Origin of the sequence: Paenibacillus sp. FSL R7-0216, assembly GCF_037969915.1 — a bacterium.
Classification (GTDB): Bacteria; Bacillota; Bacilli; order Paenibacillales; family Paenibacillaceae; genus Fontibacillus; species Fontibacillus rhizolycopersici.
This window is the reverse complement of record NZ_CP150222.1, coordinates 5,161,076-5,176,962: the sequence shown is the minus strand read 5'-3', so window position 1 is coordinate 5,176,962 and position 15,887 is coordinate 5,161,076. Positions and strand designations below refer to the sequence as shown.

The window sequence follows — 15,887 nt, the reverse complement described above, 5'->3', positions numbered from 1 at the left end:
GGTATGAGAGAATCGAATCTATACGAAAGGGGGACGAACCATGGATTGGGGTCGGGCGAAAAACGTATTGATTTACGCCTTTTTGCTGTTGAATCTGGTGCTGGGTTATCAGCTGTGGAACGATCTGCGCGAGCAGGCCGACTCCAACCTGGATATCACCGCCCTGGAGAATAATACGCAGCAAGCGATGGACGAGAAGAACATTCGTGTGCTTGCCAAGATTCCGATGGAAACGCCGGAGCTGCCGAAGATCGCCTACCGGTTCGTGGACGATTCGCAAAGCGGTAAACTGACCGACCTGTCGGTGCCGGTTGATAGCAGGCTAATTTTTACGCCGAGGGATTTGGCGGCTGCACTGAAGGCGAGCTTGCCGGACATCAGCGATTATCGATATGACGAAGTGGCGAGCAGTTCAGACGTGTTTGTGTTGCATCCGTTGGTCGACGGGAAATGGCCGCTTTTCAAAATTGAGCTAAAACTGTTCAATAGCAATCAGAAGATCATTTCGTACCAGCGCCGGGCGATTGAGATCACCTATCCGGAGGAGGAGAAGCCGCAACGCGTGCTGTCCGCCTCGAAAGCGCTAGGGAACCTGATCGAGAACTTCCTTCCGGAAGGCTCGGTCGTTACGGAAGTGGAGTTGGGCTATTACGGCGAGGTGTTCGATTCGGATGCCCATCTGCCGGCCGCGCCGGCATGGAGGTTTATGCTGGAGAGCGGCAAGGAGTATTACGTGCAAGGCATCAGCGGCGATGTCATCAGTCCGAACACAGAGAAAACGAAGGAGTAATGGGAGATTATGGGGATACGATTTTCGGTGCTGTCGAGTGGTTCGACGGGCAATGCAACGTTAGTTGCGAACGGGGAAGTCACGCTGATGGTCGATGCCGGCTTTAGTGCCAAACGCATCGATGAGCTGATGATGGAGCGCGGGGTGACCGGGCAGGAACTGACGGGAATTCTGGTTACGCATGAGCATTCGGACCATATCAAGGGCCTAGGCGCGGTGGCGCGAAAATACAATCTGCCGATCTATGCAAACGAGAAGACGTGGGCCGCTATGGAAAAAGCAATCGGGAACCTCGCGGACGACCAGCGCTGCATCTTGGGTACCGGGGATACTCGCGATTTCGGCTCGCTCCGCGTGGAGTCGTTTGCCATCTCGCATGATGCCGCCGAGCCGGTGGGCTACAACTTTTACGATGGCAAAGAGAAGCTGAGCGTATGTACCGACCTCGGCTACGCCAGCGACAAGGTGAAGGAAGCGATCTGCGACGCTGACGTGTTGGTGCTCGAGGCGAATCACGATATCGAGATGCTGCGGATGGGACGTTACCCGTGGAACATCAAACGCCGCATTCTCGGCGACCTGGGACACTTGTCCAACGATGCAACCGGCGAGTTGATGAGCGAGATCTTGAACGGCCGCCTGAAGCGGACGTATCTGGCTCACCTTAGTCGCGAGCACAATATGCTCGACTTGGCCAAGATGTCCGTTCGCGGCGCCATGGAAGACCGCGGCTGCTTCTTCCGGGACAGCGAGTTCAAGCTTTGCGAAACGTACTATGACCGACCCACGCCGTGGGATGTGTTGAGTGAGCGGTAGGTGGCGGCGGGAGGGGACCGATTGATGTTTGGAACCCGCCTAGGTTGGGCTAGCGTGTATATGTGGACTCATTCGTTGAATTATATATGATTTTTCGAATACAATGTGCTGCGGATGGAACCAAATTTGAAATTGTATACGATATTTCATATAGATTCTGGCCGATTGACCTTCTGGGACGAGAATGTGTATGAAAATTCGAATACATTCCGTCGAAAACGGCATAAACGGTAAAATGTATTCGGCTTTTCGCATACATTTATAGATTCTGACAAGCAAACCGCCCGGGGATGGCGAACCCCGGGCGGTATTTATTATGCTATAGTTCCCACCCCGGCAAATACGCCTTGGTGTTATTCAGCATCGTCGTGAACAGCTCCTCCGCTTGGTTCGGCGTGAGGCCGGAAAGCAGCGGGTCGTTCAGGAACGCGCGGTAGGCCAGATCGCGGTCTTTATTGATAGCCGCCTTGAGGATGGCCTCCTGGTTGTAGACATGACGGGTGACGAGATTGTTGATGTCCTCCGGCAGGCTGCCCGCCAGCACGGGCTGGACGCTGTCCGCACTGAACACGGCATTCGTCTCGACGACGGCGTTCAGCGGCAGTGAGGTCATCTGGCCGCGGTTCGGCAGATTGACGTTGGTGATCATCGGGGCGCTAGCGCCGGTTAAGCTGCGCAACATGGCAATGCCTTCCTCGCCGCTGGATTTGAGCGAGAACGACTCCTCGCCGGCAACAAGCCGGCGGCTGCGCTCGCGCAGCTTCTGCAGATTGTCGATCCGCCAGGCTACGGTTGTCAGACCGAATTTCCACTGCTTCACGTGCTCGGGGCTCCGCAGATACCAAGTGTTCGGCATGAATTCGGCCAAATGGCGGTCACCGGCGGCGGCAATCAGGCCGAAGCGGCGGAACAGGTCGAAATGGATGCGGTTCGCCGAGGTGAAGCTGTTGTTCATCCAGTGGTCTTTTTGACCATGGGCGCTAAAGCCTTCTTCAGCATACTTCTCGGCAAAGGCCCGGTAGATCGGGAACAGGTCGGTACCGCGATAGGAAGCCCGGTCCAGCCAGGTGAAATGGTTGATCCCCAGCACGTTCACTTCGATATCTTGGCGGCGGACATCGGTCAGCCCCTCCATCTCCTGCAGCATCTCGGCGAGCAGCTCTTGCGTGCCGAAGACCTCATGGCAGCAGCCGAAGGCTTTGATGCCCGGAAAGACCTTGTACAAGGTGCGGGTCAGCACGCTCATCGGGTTCGTGTAATTGATGACCCAAGCGTTTGGCGCATGGTCGCGGATCGCTTCGGCGATCTCCACGTACATCGGGATGCTGCGCATCGCGCGAATCGCGCCGCCCGGGCCGACGGTATCGCCAACGGATTGGTAGACGCCGTAAGCTTCCGGCGTATGTACGTCCGATCGCATTTCCTCGAACGTTCCGGGAAGGATGGAGATGATCACAAAGTCGGCGCCCTTCAGCGCTTCCGGCAGCGTCGGTACCGCCTCGTAACGCCAACATCCGACCGCATCAGGATGATTTTGCAAGCGGTTACCAATCACTTCATTCGCTTGCGCCGCTGCTAAGTCGATATCGTATAAGGCCACATGCCCCGAAAGCGCCGGTTCCAAAGCCAAGTCGCTCATCAGTCCCCACGCCCAGCCGCGCGAGCCGCCGCCAATATAGGCGATTTTCAAGTTTTTGACCGTTGTTGCTTCTTGCATATCTCGTTCACTCCCCTTGAATGATGTTACAATAAACATAGAGCAATAATAGAAAAGTTACCGCACGAATTTTGTTAATTTGAGCTGTTAGTCTACATTTTTTGCTGTTAATTAAACGAGGGGGTTAGCGATTTGACGATGGAGGGGCAGTTGGCGCCGATTCGCCGGATGCTGTTCATTGAGGCGGCGAAGCAGCCGGGACGGTTCTCGATGGAGGGGGAGCATTTTCACGATGCGTGGGAAATTTATTATCTCGTGTCCGGGGAACGGTGTTATTTCATCAAGGATCAAATCTACCGCATTTGCGCGGGCGACCTCGTGCTGATCCCGGTCAACGTGCTGCATAAAACTTCCCCGTCCGGGAAGCTGTCGCAATCCCATGAGCGGTTGCTGGTGAACTTCCGCACAGAGGCGGTGAGTATGTTGCTTCCCGGAAGGGAGGAAGAGCTGGAGCAGCTCTTCGAACGGTATCCGGTTCTGCGTTTAAGCACCGAAGAGCAACATCTCGTGCAGCCGCTTTTGGCCCGTATGCTGACGGAGCAGAAGCAGCAGGCGAGCGGGTATGAGGAGTATGGCCGCCTGCTGCTGGCCGAACTGCTGCTCAACCTGCTCCGCATGGCGCAGGGACGGCCAACCCACGATGGGGAAGAGGGAGGCGGGAAGCGCCCTTACCGGGAAATCTCCGAAGTCGCCCGCTACATCAATGCGCATTACGAAGAGAATCTAAGCCTCGGCGAGCTGGCCGGCCGTTTCCACCTCAGTCCCTATTACCTGAGTCATATTTTCCCCCGGGTCACGGGGCTAACGCTGGTCGCCTATATCAACCGTGTCCGCATCGAGGAAGCCTGTACGCTGTTGGGTGAGACGGAGCTGCCCGTGACCGATATCGCGTATCGCGTCGGCTACCAAAGCGTGACCCACTTCGGCCGTGTATTCAAGAAGTCCAAGGCGGTCTCGCCGCAAAGCTACCGGCGGGAGCAGAGGATGTTTAGCGGCGGGCATACGGCGCTAAAGGGCTGAATGCAGCCGTAGGGGCTATGACAGCGAGGATCACAGGAGAGGTACTAATGAGGTGGAAAGGGCCGAATGGGATCTAAAGCTCTGTGCATGTAGTGAGCGCATGGATTGTAAGTTAGATGCAGGTTTGGCTCAGTTAAAATCCGAAGGGAATACTCGAGAGTAGCTCCGTCCTCAGAAATGAGTCAGATCGCGGAAATGTTGCATTTTGTGCAACAAACAGAAACTCCCCTCCCATAAACAACGGGAGGAGAGTTCTTAGGTTACGATACGATGAGGTTTACAGCGGGAAGAAATTCGGCAGATACTCTTTGTTCGCCTCCAGCATCTCGTCCAGCAGCTTAATGGCGACTTCGACCGACGGGACCAGCGGGTGGTGCGCCAGCGCTTGCAAAGCAAGGTCGCGGCTGCCGGTGACGGCGGCGTCGATGGCGAGCTGCTCGTAGGTTTTGACCGCATGGATCAAGCCCTTGGCCATGGGCGGGATAGTCGTCAGCGGGAGCGGAAGCGGGCCGGTCTTCGTAACGACGCAATTGACCTCGATGCTGGCGTCGTCCGGCAAGAAGTTGAGGATGCCGTTGTTGGCTACGTTCAGCGTCTGGATGTCGTTGGTCCCGTTATAAAGCGAACGCATCAGGTTCACCGCCGCTTCCGAGTAATACGCACCGCCGCGCTGCTCCAACTGCTTCGGCTTCTCCTTCAGCTCAGGATCGCTGTAGAGCTCGAAAAGCTCTTCTTCGACCCGCTTCACGACTTCGGCACGGTTTTGCCCCTGATTCAGGGACTCCAGCTGCTCTTCGAGCATCGCGTCGGTCATGTAGAAGTACTTCAGATAGTAAGAGGGCAGGGCACGCAGGGAACGGAGGAAATCCGGGTTCCATTCGCGGGCAGGGACGTTCTTGGCACTATACCCGGCCGTGTCCGCCAGCATTTCGTCCAGCTTGTCTTCGCCGTTCACATCGATCCGCGATACCCAATGCAAATGGTTCAGCCCAACGAATTCGGCATACACCCGATCCGCGGTTACACCGTATTTGCTGGACACCTGCTTGATCAAGCCGATCGGCGCATTGCAGAGCCCGATGCTCTTCACCTTGGAATACTTGAGAATGGCTTCGGTCACCATACCCGCCGGGTTGGTGAAATTGAGCAGCCAGGCGTCCGGCGCCAGCTCCTCGATGTCGCGGCAGATCTCCAGCAGCACGGGGATCGTGCGCAGCGCCTTCAGCATGCCGCCGGGGCCGGTCGTCTCCTGGCCGATGACGCCGTATTTCGGCGGGATCGACTCGTCGCGGGCCCGGGCATCCAGCATGCCGACACGCATCTGTGTGCTGACGAAGTCTGCGCCCGAAATGGCTGCCCGGCGATCCGTCGTCAGATGAACTTCGATGGGTAAGCCAGCTTGCTCAACCATCCGTTTGGCTAAGTTTCCAACGATATTCAGCTTGCGCAGGCCCGGCTCAATGTCGACCAGCCACAGCTCCCGCACCGGCAGCTCCTGGTGGTGCTTAATAAAGCCCTCGACCAGCTCGGGTGTATACGAAGATCCGCCGCCGATGACGGCGATCTTTAAACCTTGCTTTGTTGGTGCCAAGAGGGGTCACTCCTTTATCTTGTCATTTAAAATAATGGCGTCAAAATCACGGTATGCGGCCATTCGCTCATGCACTTCGCCGGAGACGGTTAGGCCGTCCTCTTCCATCGCCGACCAGACGGCGCCGACGACTGGCTCCGTGGCCAGCGTCACGACGGAGGCCTGCGGCGCTTCCGCCCGCACGGCTTGCTCGATCGGCCCGCGGATCCAGCCGCGGTCGCCGCGCGTCAGCAGGCTTCCGGCCAGGACGACGTCAAACTCGTCGTCCTTCATCCCCAGCCTGCGGATCACCGCCACGGCCGATTTGCCCAGCTCGGCTCCCTGGCGGTGCAGGATCTCCAGCGCGACCGCATCGCCCTCGGCCGCCGCCGGGAACAACAGCCGCGCCGCGTCCACGGGGACATGCTTCCCATGATCCAGGAAATCGTTGAACATGTCGTCCACGCGCGCGTACCCCAGCATCTCCAGCAGTAGTCCGGTCAGCACCGTCGCCTGCTCCCGTCCGTCCCAAGCGCGGATGACGGAGCGGAACACCTCGATATTCAGCGCGCCGCCGCCGCCAAAATCGCCATACATATAGTCGAAGCCGCCGCATTGAACATGCTCGCCCTGCAGGTTGCGACCGGCCGCGTTCGTGCCGGTGCCGCAGATCAGGGCGATGCCGTACGGGCGGTTCGTGCCCGCGCGCAATCCGATCATCGTATCGCAGTTGATCGTATAGTTCGTGAACCCGATATTCCGTACCATCGGGTGGAGAATCCGGTAGTCCGCCTCACGGTCGGCTCCGGCAAGCCCCAAATAGGCGTGCCGCAGGTCCTCCATGCGGAGTCCGGCTTCGCCCAAAGCCGTCAGCGCGGCGTCCCGGATGCTGGCCGCCGCCTCAGCGGCGCCTGTCTGATGGTTGCCGTTCCCGCTGCGGCCTTTGCCAAGCACGCGTCCGTGCTCATCGGTCAACAGGGCATAGGTTTTGGTGCCGCCCCCGTCGATCCCCAAGTAATAAGCCAATCGTCGTCACTCCTTACGGACAGTAGTTTCGCGGAGGATCAGCTCCGGATCGATCCGCTGGCCGGCGCCTCGCTTCATGCGCCCATCAATGCGCTTCAGCAGCATGTCGGCTGCTGCCAGCGCGATCTGGTCCGCCGGTTGCCGGACGGTGGTGAGCTGCGGCCGGAGCTGGGATGCGATGTATTGGTCGTCGTACCCCACGACCATCACCTGACCCGGCACGGAGATGCCGGCCTCCATCAAGGCGTTCATCACGCCAAGCGCGATATTGTCATCCCCGGCGAAGACAGCGGAGGGGAGGCGATTCGCAGCGATCCAACGCTTGCACGTGTCGTAGCCGAAGGCGATTTCAAATTCGCCGGTCACGATCTCGAACGGTTCAAGCCCCTGCTCCGAAAGCGCCTGCAAAAATCCGCTGCGCCGCTCCCGGGTGCTGCGGAACATCTCCTCGCCGCATAGATGGGCGATGGACATATGCCCTTGCTCCAGCAGATGCTTCGTGGCCATATATCCGCCTTTGAAATTATCGATCGTTACAGAGAAGCTGTCATTATCCGGCTTCTGGTTATCAATCAGCACATAAGGAATGCCGCGCCGCTTCAGCTCAACAATATAATTGTCCTCCTCCATCGGAGAGAGCAGGATCAAGCCGTCGACGCGGTCTTCCTGGATTAAGTAATGGGTGTCGCCACTGCCGATCCCGGTCGTAACCGAAATCGCCAGAAAATAGCCGTGCAGGGCGAGCACCTCGTTTAGTTCTTTTACCACTTGATCGAAAAAAGAGTCCTGCAGCGTCGTCACAATCACGCCGATGATTCCTGTCTTTCCGCTGGCGAGGCTGCGGGCGGCCGCATTGGGGCGGTAGTCCAGCTCCTTCATAGCGTCCAGCACCTTCTGGCGATTCTTCTCCCGCACGGTTTCCGCCCCGTTCAGGACACGGGAGACCGTGACCACGGACAACCCGGATTTTTTGGCGACGTCAAAAATGCTAACCTTCATCTCTATATCTCCTTGCGGCAGTTTTTCCGTACCCTTAATGTCATCTTGTTAGGTTTAGTATATATCAGGCCGGGTGACGCTGTCCGCTTGTTCTGGGCTGCCCGCGGTCAGGAACTCGGGTTATCGCTTGAGAATTTCCGTAACCTTCGCTTGAATCGTTGGCATCACTTCCTCTACGGTTTTATGGCCGGTTTCGATCGGTTGCATTTCGTTGATGAACATGTCGTTGATTTGCGAATAGTTCGTAATGAGGTGGTTATAAGACTCGAACCCGTATTTCGTTGCGCCTTCATACACCTTTTTCACGTCCTCCGGGTCAATGCCTTCGAAATGCTTGTAATAGGTTTCAGCCGCCTTCGTGTTCACCGGCGGATTGCCGCCGCTTAGCTCAATCGACTTCTCCTGAACGTCATCGGTCAGCAGGAATTTGATCCACTCAAAAGCTTCCTTCGGATGCTTGGAATCCTTCAGGATCAGCAGCGGGTCGACGAACAACGTGCTGCGTACCTTCTCGTTACCGCCCCATGGCACAGCCGCTACCCCAATTTTGAACGGAAAATCATTCGCCCCGGCCAGGTTCCAGGAACCGCCAACGGACATCCCGATTTTGCCGGCAACGAACGGATCGCCGTTCTGCCCGGCAACGCTCTTGCTCCACTCGGAGTTCGGCGACACCTTATCCTTGAAAATAAGATCGAACAGCTTGTTATAAGCTGCGATCACTTCCGGGGAATCGAAATGCGTCTCCGAAGGTACGCCGCCGTTCGTCCAGGTGTCTGCGGAATAAGGCTCCGCGCCGAAGTATAGCGGACGCATGTCGCGTTCGGCCCAGGTGAAGTCGACGCCGTATTGTGTTTTGGCGATGTCTTTGGAGATGACGGTCATTTGCTTGGCGTCCTCGACCATTTTATCGAACGTCCAGCTCTTATCCTCGAAGTCGCTTGGCGGATAAGGAATCCCGGCCGCGTCGAACATGTCCTTGTTGTACAGCATCAGCGTGACGTAGATATTGACGGGAATGCCGTATGTGCGGTCCTTGACCTTATAGATGTCCATCAGGTGGGAAGGAATGCTGTAGTCGTCTGCATTGAATCCGTCTTCGGCCATCAGATCGGTCAGATCGAGCAGCATGTCTTTGTTGTAATACTCTGCGAATCCGCCGTAACCGTAATGGCTGGTCACGTCCGGCGAGTTGCCGCCGGCGATCAACGTCTGCAGTTTGCTGTCGAATTGCTCGTAGGGAGCTTTCTCCACTTTTACTTTAATATTCGGGTGGGTGGCCTCGAATTCCGGGATCAACTCCTCGATAAACGTGCGATCCGGCGAATCGATGGTATAGTGCGTGATCGTAACCTTCTCGACTTTGCTCCCGGCATTGCCGGAGTTCCCACCGGTGCTCGTACCCGAGCCGAGATCGCCGGCCGATTTGCCGCCGCTGCAAGCGGACAGGATCATGCTGAGGAGCAGGATGGTCCCCAATAAAACGGATAACTTTGGCTTTGGTGCTGCGGGGTTCTTCGTCATAAAACCGATTCCTCCTTGGGTTAGGTTGTGGACGCCGCCCCTTGCGGCAGTTTAGGACTTGATGCCGGTCAATACGATCCCTTCGACGAACTGCTTCTGAGCGATGGCGAACAACGTGACGATCGGCACCATGGCCAGCACGGACGCTACCATCAGCAGATGCCACGGCGGGATGCGGAACCGCGACGAGGTGAGGGAGGCCATGCCCACTGGAAGCGTAAACAGCTCGGATGAGCTTAAGTAAAGCACGGGAGTCAGCAGGTCGTTCCAGCTGTAGATAAAAGCAAAGATCGCCACGGTTGCCAGCGCCGGTCCGGAGAGGGGCAGGGCGATTTTGTACCACATGCCGAGCTCACTGCAGCCGTCGATCCGGCCGGCGTCGAACAGCTCTTCGGGCAGGGTAGAGAAGAACTGGCGCAGCAAAAAGATGTTGTACGCCGATCCGAAGAACGCCGGCACGATCAGCGGCAGGAACGTATCGATCCAGTGCAGCTTGGAGAACAACACGAATTGCGGGACCATGATCGCCGGGTACGGCAGCATCATCGTGCTAAGCAGCAGCATAAACCAGAAGCTGTTGCCCCGTCCGCGATAGCGGGCGAACCCGTAGGCGACCAGCGCGGAGGAGAGCAGCGTGCCGACGACCGTCAAGACGCCGATGATCAGGCTGTTCTTATACAGCGTACCGAACTGCAGCGTATCGAAAATCTCCACGTAATTGCCGAAGCTCCAGCTGGTCGGAAGAAAGGTCGGTGGAAACTTCAGCATTTCCCGGTGCGATTTCAGCGAAGTGGAGACCATGAAGAATAAGGGCAGCAGCATCAGGAACGTGGTGGCGACGAGCAGGATGAAGCTGACGATTTTCACCGGGTCCGGCTTGCGGCGGCGGGACCTGACGGAGGTGGAGCGGGAAGTTGGCGAGGTTGCCGGAATAGAGCTCATCTATCTTCCTCCTCCTTCATAGTGAACGTAGCGGTTCGAGACTTTCATGATGAGGGCGGTGCACAACATGACGGCAATCAGCAGCACCCAGGCCAAGGCCGAGGAATAACCGGCGCGGTATTCTTTGAAGGCGCTGGTGTACAGGTTGTAGACATAAAACCAAGTGGAGTAGTTCGGTCCGCCTTGCGTCATGACGAACGCTTGGGTGAAAACCTGGAACGAATCGATGATGCCCATGATGAGCTGGAACAGCAAGACGGGCGAAATCATCGGCAGGGTCACGTTGCGAAAAATCCGCAAGCGCCCGGCACCGTCCAGCTTCGCGGCTTCGATCAGGCTGGCCGGCACGCCCTGCAGCCCCGCGAGGAACAGGATCATACCCGATCCGGCGGTCCAGAAGGTCATGATGATGAGCGCATAAAGGGCAGTATCGGGGTCCATGAGCCAGGCCGGGCCGTGGATGCCAAACCAGGACAGCATGTAGTTGAACAGTCCGATCTGCGGATTGAAGATCCAATACCACAACAGCGACATCGCCACGCCGGAAACCATGCTGGGAAAATACATCGCCGTCCGGAAGAACCCCCGAAGCGGCATCGTCTGATGAAGCAGTAACGCGAACCCCAGCGACAGCAGCAGTTGCGCCGGTACGCTGAGGAAGGTGAACTTCAACGTGACCGTCACCGATTTCCAGAACAAATCGTCCCGGAACATCTCGGCGTAGTTGGCGAATCCAACGAATTCGGGCGGGTGGATAATGTCGTAGTCGGTGAAGCTGTAGTATAGCGATGCCAGAATCGGATACAAGGCGAACACCAGGAAGCCTATTAACCACGGGGAGATGAACAGGTACATATAGAATGTCCGCCGCCGGCCTTCACGATGAATCACAGAACCACCAGCCTTTCTTCTAAAAGTTTAAGCGCTTTAACTTTTGGGCGGAAGAATGAAGTAATTGTCGAAGTGTGTGAGATCTGAACGAGGTGAAAGTTAAAGTGCTTTAATTCTTATCCTGCGATTAACCCTATCATAGAGGATGGGATGGAAATAATCAACCCTCTTTTTGCAAAATGGAATCGCTTTCTGTTAGGTAATGTAACATTCGGGATAAAAAAGTGGAGAAGATGTGAGTGAAACTTTGAGTTAAGGCTCGCGTTTGGGGTAGCGAAAACAAATCTATGTTATGTAATGTGACATTAATGGATCGGGGGGCGGTAGCTATGAACGGGAAGGAGGCAACAAGAATCAACTGAATGGAACGAGTAACTCGAACTAACTGAAAGGAACCGGTAACCCGAACTAACTGAATGGAACCGGTAACCCGAACTAACTGAACGGAACGGGTAACCCGAACCGGTCGAATCGCTAACGCTTAGGAGAAACGCTAAATGGGCAAAAACGGGAAGGTGCAGGATGTAACGCGGATCAGAGAGCTTATTTCCCTGATTCATAGGAAAAAGGGGGCGATTTCGCCAATATAAGCACGCTGGCAAGCGTTAAAAGTGAAATGGTCCGATTTGTACCCATATAAGCACTCTGGTCAGCGTTAGCGACAATCTCCCCCTATTCACGTCACGATAGGAGGGAAGATTTAATATGCAAACCGGTCCGGTGATCGGCCGGTCCGACACCTTGGCGATTACCTAGTGACTCGAGCTGAGGTATCAGCTTAGACGGTGGGGTACGGAGGCGGGGTTAAGAAACCGTCGATCTCCAGCGCTTTTTTCTCAATTTCCTCCCGGGTCAAAATCCCTTTCTCTATGAGCAGCTCCATGATGGCGCTTAAGGTCACCAATTGGTGATAGTGCTCTTCCTTCATATCCGCCAGTTTGGCCAGCACATTCACTTCGTTCATCGGCGTTGAGTAGTAGGAATCCATGGAATGACCTCCTTAATTGGACGCGCGAGGTGCGCGATTTTCATTGTTTATTGCCTACAAATCTGCGACTGAATGAGGGTTGCGGGATTGCCCAAAAAATCCCGTTATTTCCCTGATCAAATTCTGCTTCCGAACCATCAAAATATGGTAAAATAAATCTATCAATCTATCGCATTAATATAGTGTAGTCATGGGTAAGGTCAAACATTCCAATTTTCAGAAAAAAAAGCGGCAATTTCCCGAAATTCAGGCAACATCTCCCCGGTTCATGACGTTAAAGAAATAAAAGGAACGTGCGAATATGGCTTTGCCGTAACGGCATAAAGTTGAAGGGGACCTATGCTTGAGGCGGATGGCATGAAGGAGATGCCAACGCGGTTTTGGGGAAGAGCGACGGAGGGAGAGAATAGAGATGGGATGGTTTGACGATGACTTTTATTCCACCAAGGTTCCGGGGCGGCGCGTGCGCTTGTCCGAAGGCGGCGGCCTGCGGCGTTGGCGCGGGGGGCCGCGGAAGCAGCACCACCGGCCGGTGCTGTCCACGCTACAGATCTCTTTAATCTCTTCCGTTCTTAGCGCGGTGGTGGCCGTGCTGTTATTCAGTTTCATTACGGGACTTCCTTCTTCATCGACTCGCCATGCCGCTACCGGTAGTGCCGTCTTGCTCTCGGATGCCGGTGATCCCTATGACCGGATTAGCTCGGCGGCAGCCAAGGTCGCGCCTAGTGTGGTGAGCATCCTCAACCACGGAGGCGAGGTGTCGGATTTCGATCCGGAGCATGCGGCGCTGGGTTCGGGTGTGATTTTTAAGAAGGAGAAGGGCAAGGCCTATATCATAACGAATGCGCATGTGATCAGCGGCGCGAACGATCTGGAGATCGTGAAGAGCGACGGCAGCTCGCGTAAGGCGGAGGTTGTCGGGCAAGATTCCATCAACGATATCGCCGTGTTAGAAATCGACGGCCAAGGCATCGATACGGTCATTGATTTGGGCGATTCCCAGAAGCTGCGCGCCGGGCAAACCGTCATTGCCGTTGGCAATCCGTTGGGGCTTGGGGGAACGTTGACCTCCGGGATCGTGAGTTATACGAGCCGAATGATTCCGGTGTCGCTGAACCAAGACGGCGTATACGACTGGGAGCAAGAGGTCATCCAGACGGATGCGGCGATTAACGAAGGTAATAGCGGCGGGGCGTTGGTTGATTTGAACGCTCGGCTGATCGGCATTAATACGATGAAGATTTCCGATACCGGCGTGGAGGGACTGGGCTTTGCCATTCCGGTCAATGAAGTGATGAAGACGGTCGACGATCTTTTGCTGCACGGTAAGGTCGTTCGTCCGTATATGGGCGTCTATACGTTGGATCTCAACAACCGGTTCTCCCCGATCTCTGATGAGCAACGCCAGGACCTCAAACTGCCGAGCCATGTGACGGAGGGGGTTATCGTCTTGGAGGCCCATGGGCCGGCGCTGGAAGCGGGCCTGAAGCTGAATGACGTCATTACCCAGCTCGACAAACAGCCGATTCAATCCACTTTGGAGTTACGCCGATATCTGTATGAGAGCAAGAAGATCGGCGAGGATCTGGAGGTTACGTATTATCGTGATGGGAAGCTGGAGAAGGCGACCCTGAAGCTGACCGATAAACCGTCCGAGGCGGAGATCGAACAAGGATTGGACGAAGATAAATAACACTTTCACAGGAGAGATTCCGAAGACATGACAGCCGTAGACAGAAACGACTGAAGTGTGGTCGGGGTCTCTTTTTGCATGCGGAGATCGAAGGAGGATGGACATGGCTGCAATCGATTCGTTTACGGGTAAGGATCGGCGACACCTGTTGGAGCAAATGGCGAACCCGGCTGAGCCGCTGGATCTGCTGGTCGTGGGCGGCGGGATCACCGGGGCCGGAATCGCCTTGGACGCGGCGGCACGGGGGATGCGGGTTGGACTTGTGGAGATGCAGGACTTTGCTGCCGGGACGTCGAGCCGTTCGACGAAGCTGGTGCATGGCGGACTGCGTTATCTGAAGCAGTTGGAGATTGGCGTCGTGGCGGAGGTTGGGCGCGAGCGAGCGATCGTGTACGAGAACGGCCCTCATGTCACCACACCGGAACGGATGCTGCTACCGATTTATCGGGGCGGCACGTTTGGTCGATTCAGCACGTCGCTGGGGCTGCGCGTGTACGACTTCCTCGCGGGAGTGAAACGCGGGGAGCGGCGAAGCATGCTGACGGTGGCGGAGACGCTGGCGAGAGAGCCGTTGCTGAAGGAGGACGGTCTGCTGGGCGGCGGTTACTATGTGGAGTACCGCACGGACGACGCTCGGCTGACGCTCGAGGTGCTCAAGGAGGCGGCGGCCCGCGGGGCGATGGCGGTCAACTACGCCAAAGTGACCGAGTTCCGGTACGAAGCTGGGCGGCTGATCGGTGCCGAGGTTCAGGATCTGGCCGGCGGGCAGACATATGAGCTGCGGGCACGGAAGGTCGTCAACGCGGCGGGGCCGTGGGTGGACGCGTTGCGCGAGATGGACGGGTCGAAGCAGGGCAAAATGCTGCAACTGACCAAAGGCGTGCACCTGGTGTTCGACCAGGGGCGGTTTCCGCTGCGGCAGGCGGTGTATTTTGATACGCCGGACGGCCGCATGGTGTTCGCGATTCCGCGCGATGGCAAAACATATGTGGGCACGACGGACACCGTGTATCACGGCGAGCTTGCCCATCCGTGCATGACGAAGGCCGACCGCGATTACATCCTGGATGCGGTTAACGGGATGTTTCCCGGGCTGGCCGTTACGGCGGCGGACGTGGAGTCCAGCTGGGCCGGGGTGCGGCCGCTCATCTATGAGGAGGGTAAATCGCCCTCGGAAATTTCCCGCAAGGATGAAATTTGGGAGTCGGCATCCGGCCTGATCACCATTGCCGGCGGCAAGCTGACCGGCTACCGCAAGATGGCGGAGCTGGTCGTTGACCGCGTGTCCGCCAAGTTGAAGCGGGAATTCGGCCGGAGCTTCCCGCCTTGCTCCACCCGGACGTTGCCGATCTCCGGCGGGCAGGTGGGCGGCTCGCAAGGACTGCCCGGGTTCGTGGAGCGCAAAGTGCAGGAGGCGGCGGAACGTGGGATCCCGCAGGAGCTTGCCGCCAAGTGGGCCGCTCGATACGGTGCTAACGTCGATCGGCTGCTGGCGATCGCCGCAGAGATGTCGGCTTCGGGCGCGCCTGCCGCGTCGGCCGATTCGAGGCGGCTCCCGCTGGAGGTGGCGGTTCCGCTGCGGTATGCGCTGGAAGCGGAGATGGCGATGACGCCGGCGGATTTTTTCGTGCGAAGAACAGGGGCTTTGATGTTTGACATCGCTTGGGTACGTCGCTGGAAGGAACCGGTCACCATGGAGATGGCCCGATACTTTGGCTGGTCGGAGGAAGTGAAGCGGCGTTGGATGGCGGAGCTGGACCGGGCGTTGGAGGGGGCGGTCGTTCCGAAAAACCCGGAGGGAATAGATGGAATCTCAGGTTAGAACTAGAAGATAATGTGATTTAATAGTAGGAACAAGGAATTTGTCCTTTTTCTGTCGAACTACTTCTTAGAGAGCAAGCAATCTATCGA

Annotated in this window: 13 protein-coding genes; 5 read left to right on the top strand and 8 right to left on the bottom strand. The window is 56.7% G+C overall.

Going from position 1 to position 15,887, the window contains the following annotated elements; all coding sequences use genetic code 11:
- The first annotated feature begins 40 nt into the window (after window positions 1-40).
- Window positions 41-790, top strand: a complete 750-nt coding sequence (gene yycI / locus MKZ15_RS23905; RefSeq protein ID WP_213622504.1) for a two-component system regulatory protein YycI — start codon at window positions 41-43, stop codon at window positions 788-790.
- A gap of 9 nt (window positions 791-799) precedes the next feature.
- Window positions 800-1,606 (top strand): MBL fold metallo-hydrolase, encoded by an 807-nt coding sequence (locus tag MKZ15_RS23900; RefSeq protein WP_339818829.1) that lies wholly within the window; start codon window positions 800-802, stop codon window positions 1,604-1,606.
- 319 nt (window positions 1,607-1,925) lie between these two features.
- Here MKZ15_RS23900 and MKZ15_RS23895 read toward each other — a convergent pair whose 3' ends face one another.
- Window positions 1,926-3,323, bottom strand: a complete 1,398-nt coding sequence (locus tag MKZ15_RS23895; RefSeq protein ID WP_339818828.1) for an alpha-glucosidase/alpha-galactosidase — start codon at window positions 3,321-3,323, stop codon at window positions 1,926-1,928.
- A gap of 138 nt (window positions 3,324-3,461) precedes the next feature.
- Between MKZ15_RS23895 and MKZ15_RS23890 the strand changes: the two genes are divergently transcribed.
- Window positions 3,462-4,343, top strand: a complete 882-nt coding sequence (locus MKZ15_RS23890; protein ID WP_239483878.1) for an AraC family transcriptional regulator — start codon at window positions 3,462-3,464, stop codon at window positions 4,341-4,343.
- A gap of 277 nt (window positions 4,344-4,620) precedes the next feature.
- Here MKZ15_RS23890 and MKZ15_RS23885 read toward each other — a convergent pair whose 3' ends face one another.
- From MKZ15_RS23885 to MKZ15_RS23855, 7 genes are all read right to left on the bottom strand, one after another.
- Window positions 4,621-5,934, bottom strand: a complete 1,314-nt coding sequence (locus tag MKZ15_RS23885; RefSeq protein ID WP_339818826.1) for a 6-phospho-beta-glucosidase — start codon at window positions 5,932-5,934, stop codon at window positions 4,621-4,623.
- A 6-nt stretch (window positions 5,935-5,940) separates the two neighbouring features.
- Complete coding sequence (locus tag MKZ15_RS23880) at window positions 5,941-6,939, bottom strand: BadF/BadG/BcrA/BcrD ATPase family protein (RefSeq protein ID WP_339818824.1); 999 nt, start codon at window positions 6,937-6,939, stop codon at window positions 5,941-5,943.
- 6 nt (window positions 6,940-6,945) lie between these two features.
- Window positions 6,946-7,938 (bottom strand): LacI family DNA-binding transcriptional regulator, encoded by a 993-nt coding sequence (locus tag MKZ15_RS23875; RefSeq protein WP_339818821.1) that lies wholly within the window; start codon window positions 7,936-7,938, stop codon window positions 6,946-6,948.
- A 120-nt stretch (window positions 7,939-8,058) separates the two neighbouring features.
- On the bottom strand, window positions 8,059-9,462 hold the full coding sequence (locus MKZ15_RS23870; protein ID WP_193417584.1) for a sugar ABC transporter substrate-binding protein: 1,404 nt from the start codon (window positions 9,460-9,462) through the stop codon (window positions 8,059-8,061).
- Between the two features lie 51 nt (window positions 9,463-9,513).
- Window positions 9,514-10,404: a carbohydrate ABC transporter permease gene (locus tag MKZ15_RS23865; RefSeq protein ID WP_339818819.1), complete on the bottom strand. Its 891-nt coding sequence runs from the start codon at window positions 10,402-10,404 to the stop codon at window positions 9,514-9,516.
- On the bottom strand, window positions 10,405-11,259 hold the full coding sequence (locus MKZ15_RS23860) for a sugar ABC transporter permease (RefSeq protein ID WP_339822577.1): 855 nt from the start codon (window positions 11,257-11,259) through the stop codon (window positions 10,405-10,407). It lies immediately after the preceding gene.
- Between the two features lie 814 nt (window positions 11,260-12,073).
- The gene (locus MKZ15_RS23855) at window positions 12,074-12,283 is read right to left on the bottom strand and encodes a hypothetical protein (RefSeq protein WP_068784257.1); all 210 of its coding nucleotides are present in this window, start codon (window positions 12,281-12,283) and stop codon (window positions 12,074-12,076) included.
- A gap of 412 nt (window positions 12,284-12,695) precedes the next feature.
- Between MKZ15_RS23855 and MKZ15_RS23850 the strand changes: the two genes are divergently transcribed.
- On the top strand, window positions 12,696-13,976 hold the full coding sequence (locus tag MKZ15_RS23850) for a trypsin-like peptidase domain-containing protein (RefSeq protein ID WP_339818813.1): 1,281 nt from the start codon (window positions 12,696-12,698) through the stop codon (window positions 13,974-13,976).
- Window positions 13,977-14,079: 103 nt separating this feature from the next.
- A complete protein-coding gene (locus MKZ15_RS23845; protein WP_339818812.1) occupies window positions 14,080-15,798 on the top strand; it encodes an FAD-dependent oxidoreductase in 1,719 nt (572 codons plus the stop codon).
- Window positions 15,799-15,887 lie beyond the last annotated feature (89 nt).

Bases quoted from the DNA above. Each gene is read 5' to 3' on its own strand.
- yycI (WP_213622504.1), top strand. From the start codon at position 41: ATGGATTGGGGTCGGGCGAAAAACGTATTGATTTACGCCTTTTTGCTG.
- MKZ15_RS23900 (WP_339818829.1), top strand. From the start codon at position 800: ATGGGGATACGATTTTCGGTGCTGTCGAGTGGTTCGACGGGCAATGCA.
- MKZ15_RS23895 (WP_339818828.1), bottom strand. From the start codon at position 3,323: ATGCAAGAAGCAACAACGGTCAAAAACTTGAAAATCGCCTATATTGGC.
- MKZ15_RS23890 (WP_239483878.1), top strand. From the start codon at position 3,462: ATGGAGGGGCAGTTGGCGCCGATTCGCCGGATGCTGTTCATTGAGGCG.
- MKZ15_RS23875 (WP_339818821.1), bottom strand. From the start codon at position 7,938: ATGAAGGTTAGCATTTTTGACGTCGCCAAAAAATCCGGGTTGTCCGTG.
- MKZ15_RS23870 (WP_193417584.1), bottom strand. From the start codon at position 9,462: ATGACGAAGAACCCCGCAGCACCAAAGCCAAAGTTATCCGTTTTATTG.
- MKZ15_RS23865 (WP_339818819.1), bottom strand. From the start codon at position 10,404: ATGAGCTCTATTCCGGCAACCTCGCCAACTTCCCGCTCCACCTCCGTC.
- MKZ15_RS23860 (WP_339822577.1), bottom strand. From the start codon at position 11,259: ATGTACCTGTTCATCTCCCCGTGGTTAATAGGCTTCCTGGTGTTCGCC.
- MKZ15_RS23855 (WP_068784257.1), bottom strand. From the start codon at position 12,283: ATGGATTCCTACTACTCAACGCCGATGAACGAAGTGAATGTGCTGGCC.
- MKZ15_RS23850 (WP_339818813.1), top strand. From the start codon at position 12,696: ATGGGATGGTTTGACGATGACTTTTATTCCACCAAGGTTCCGGGGCGG.
- MKZ15_RS23845 (WP_339818812.1), top strand. From the start codon at position 14,080: ATGGCTGCAATCGATTCGTTTACGGGTAAGGATCGGCGACACCTGTTG.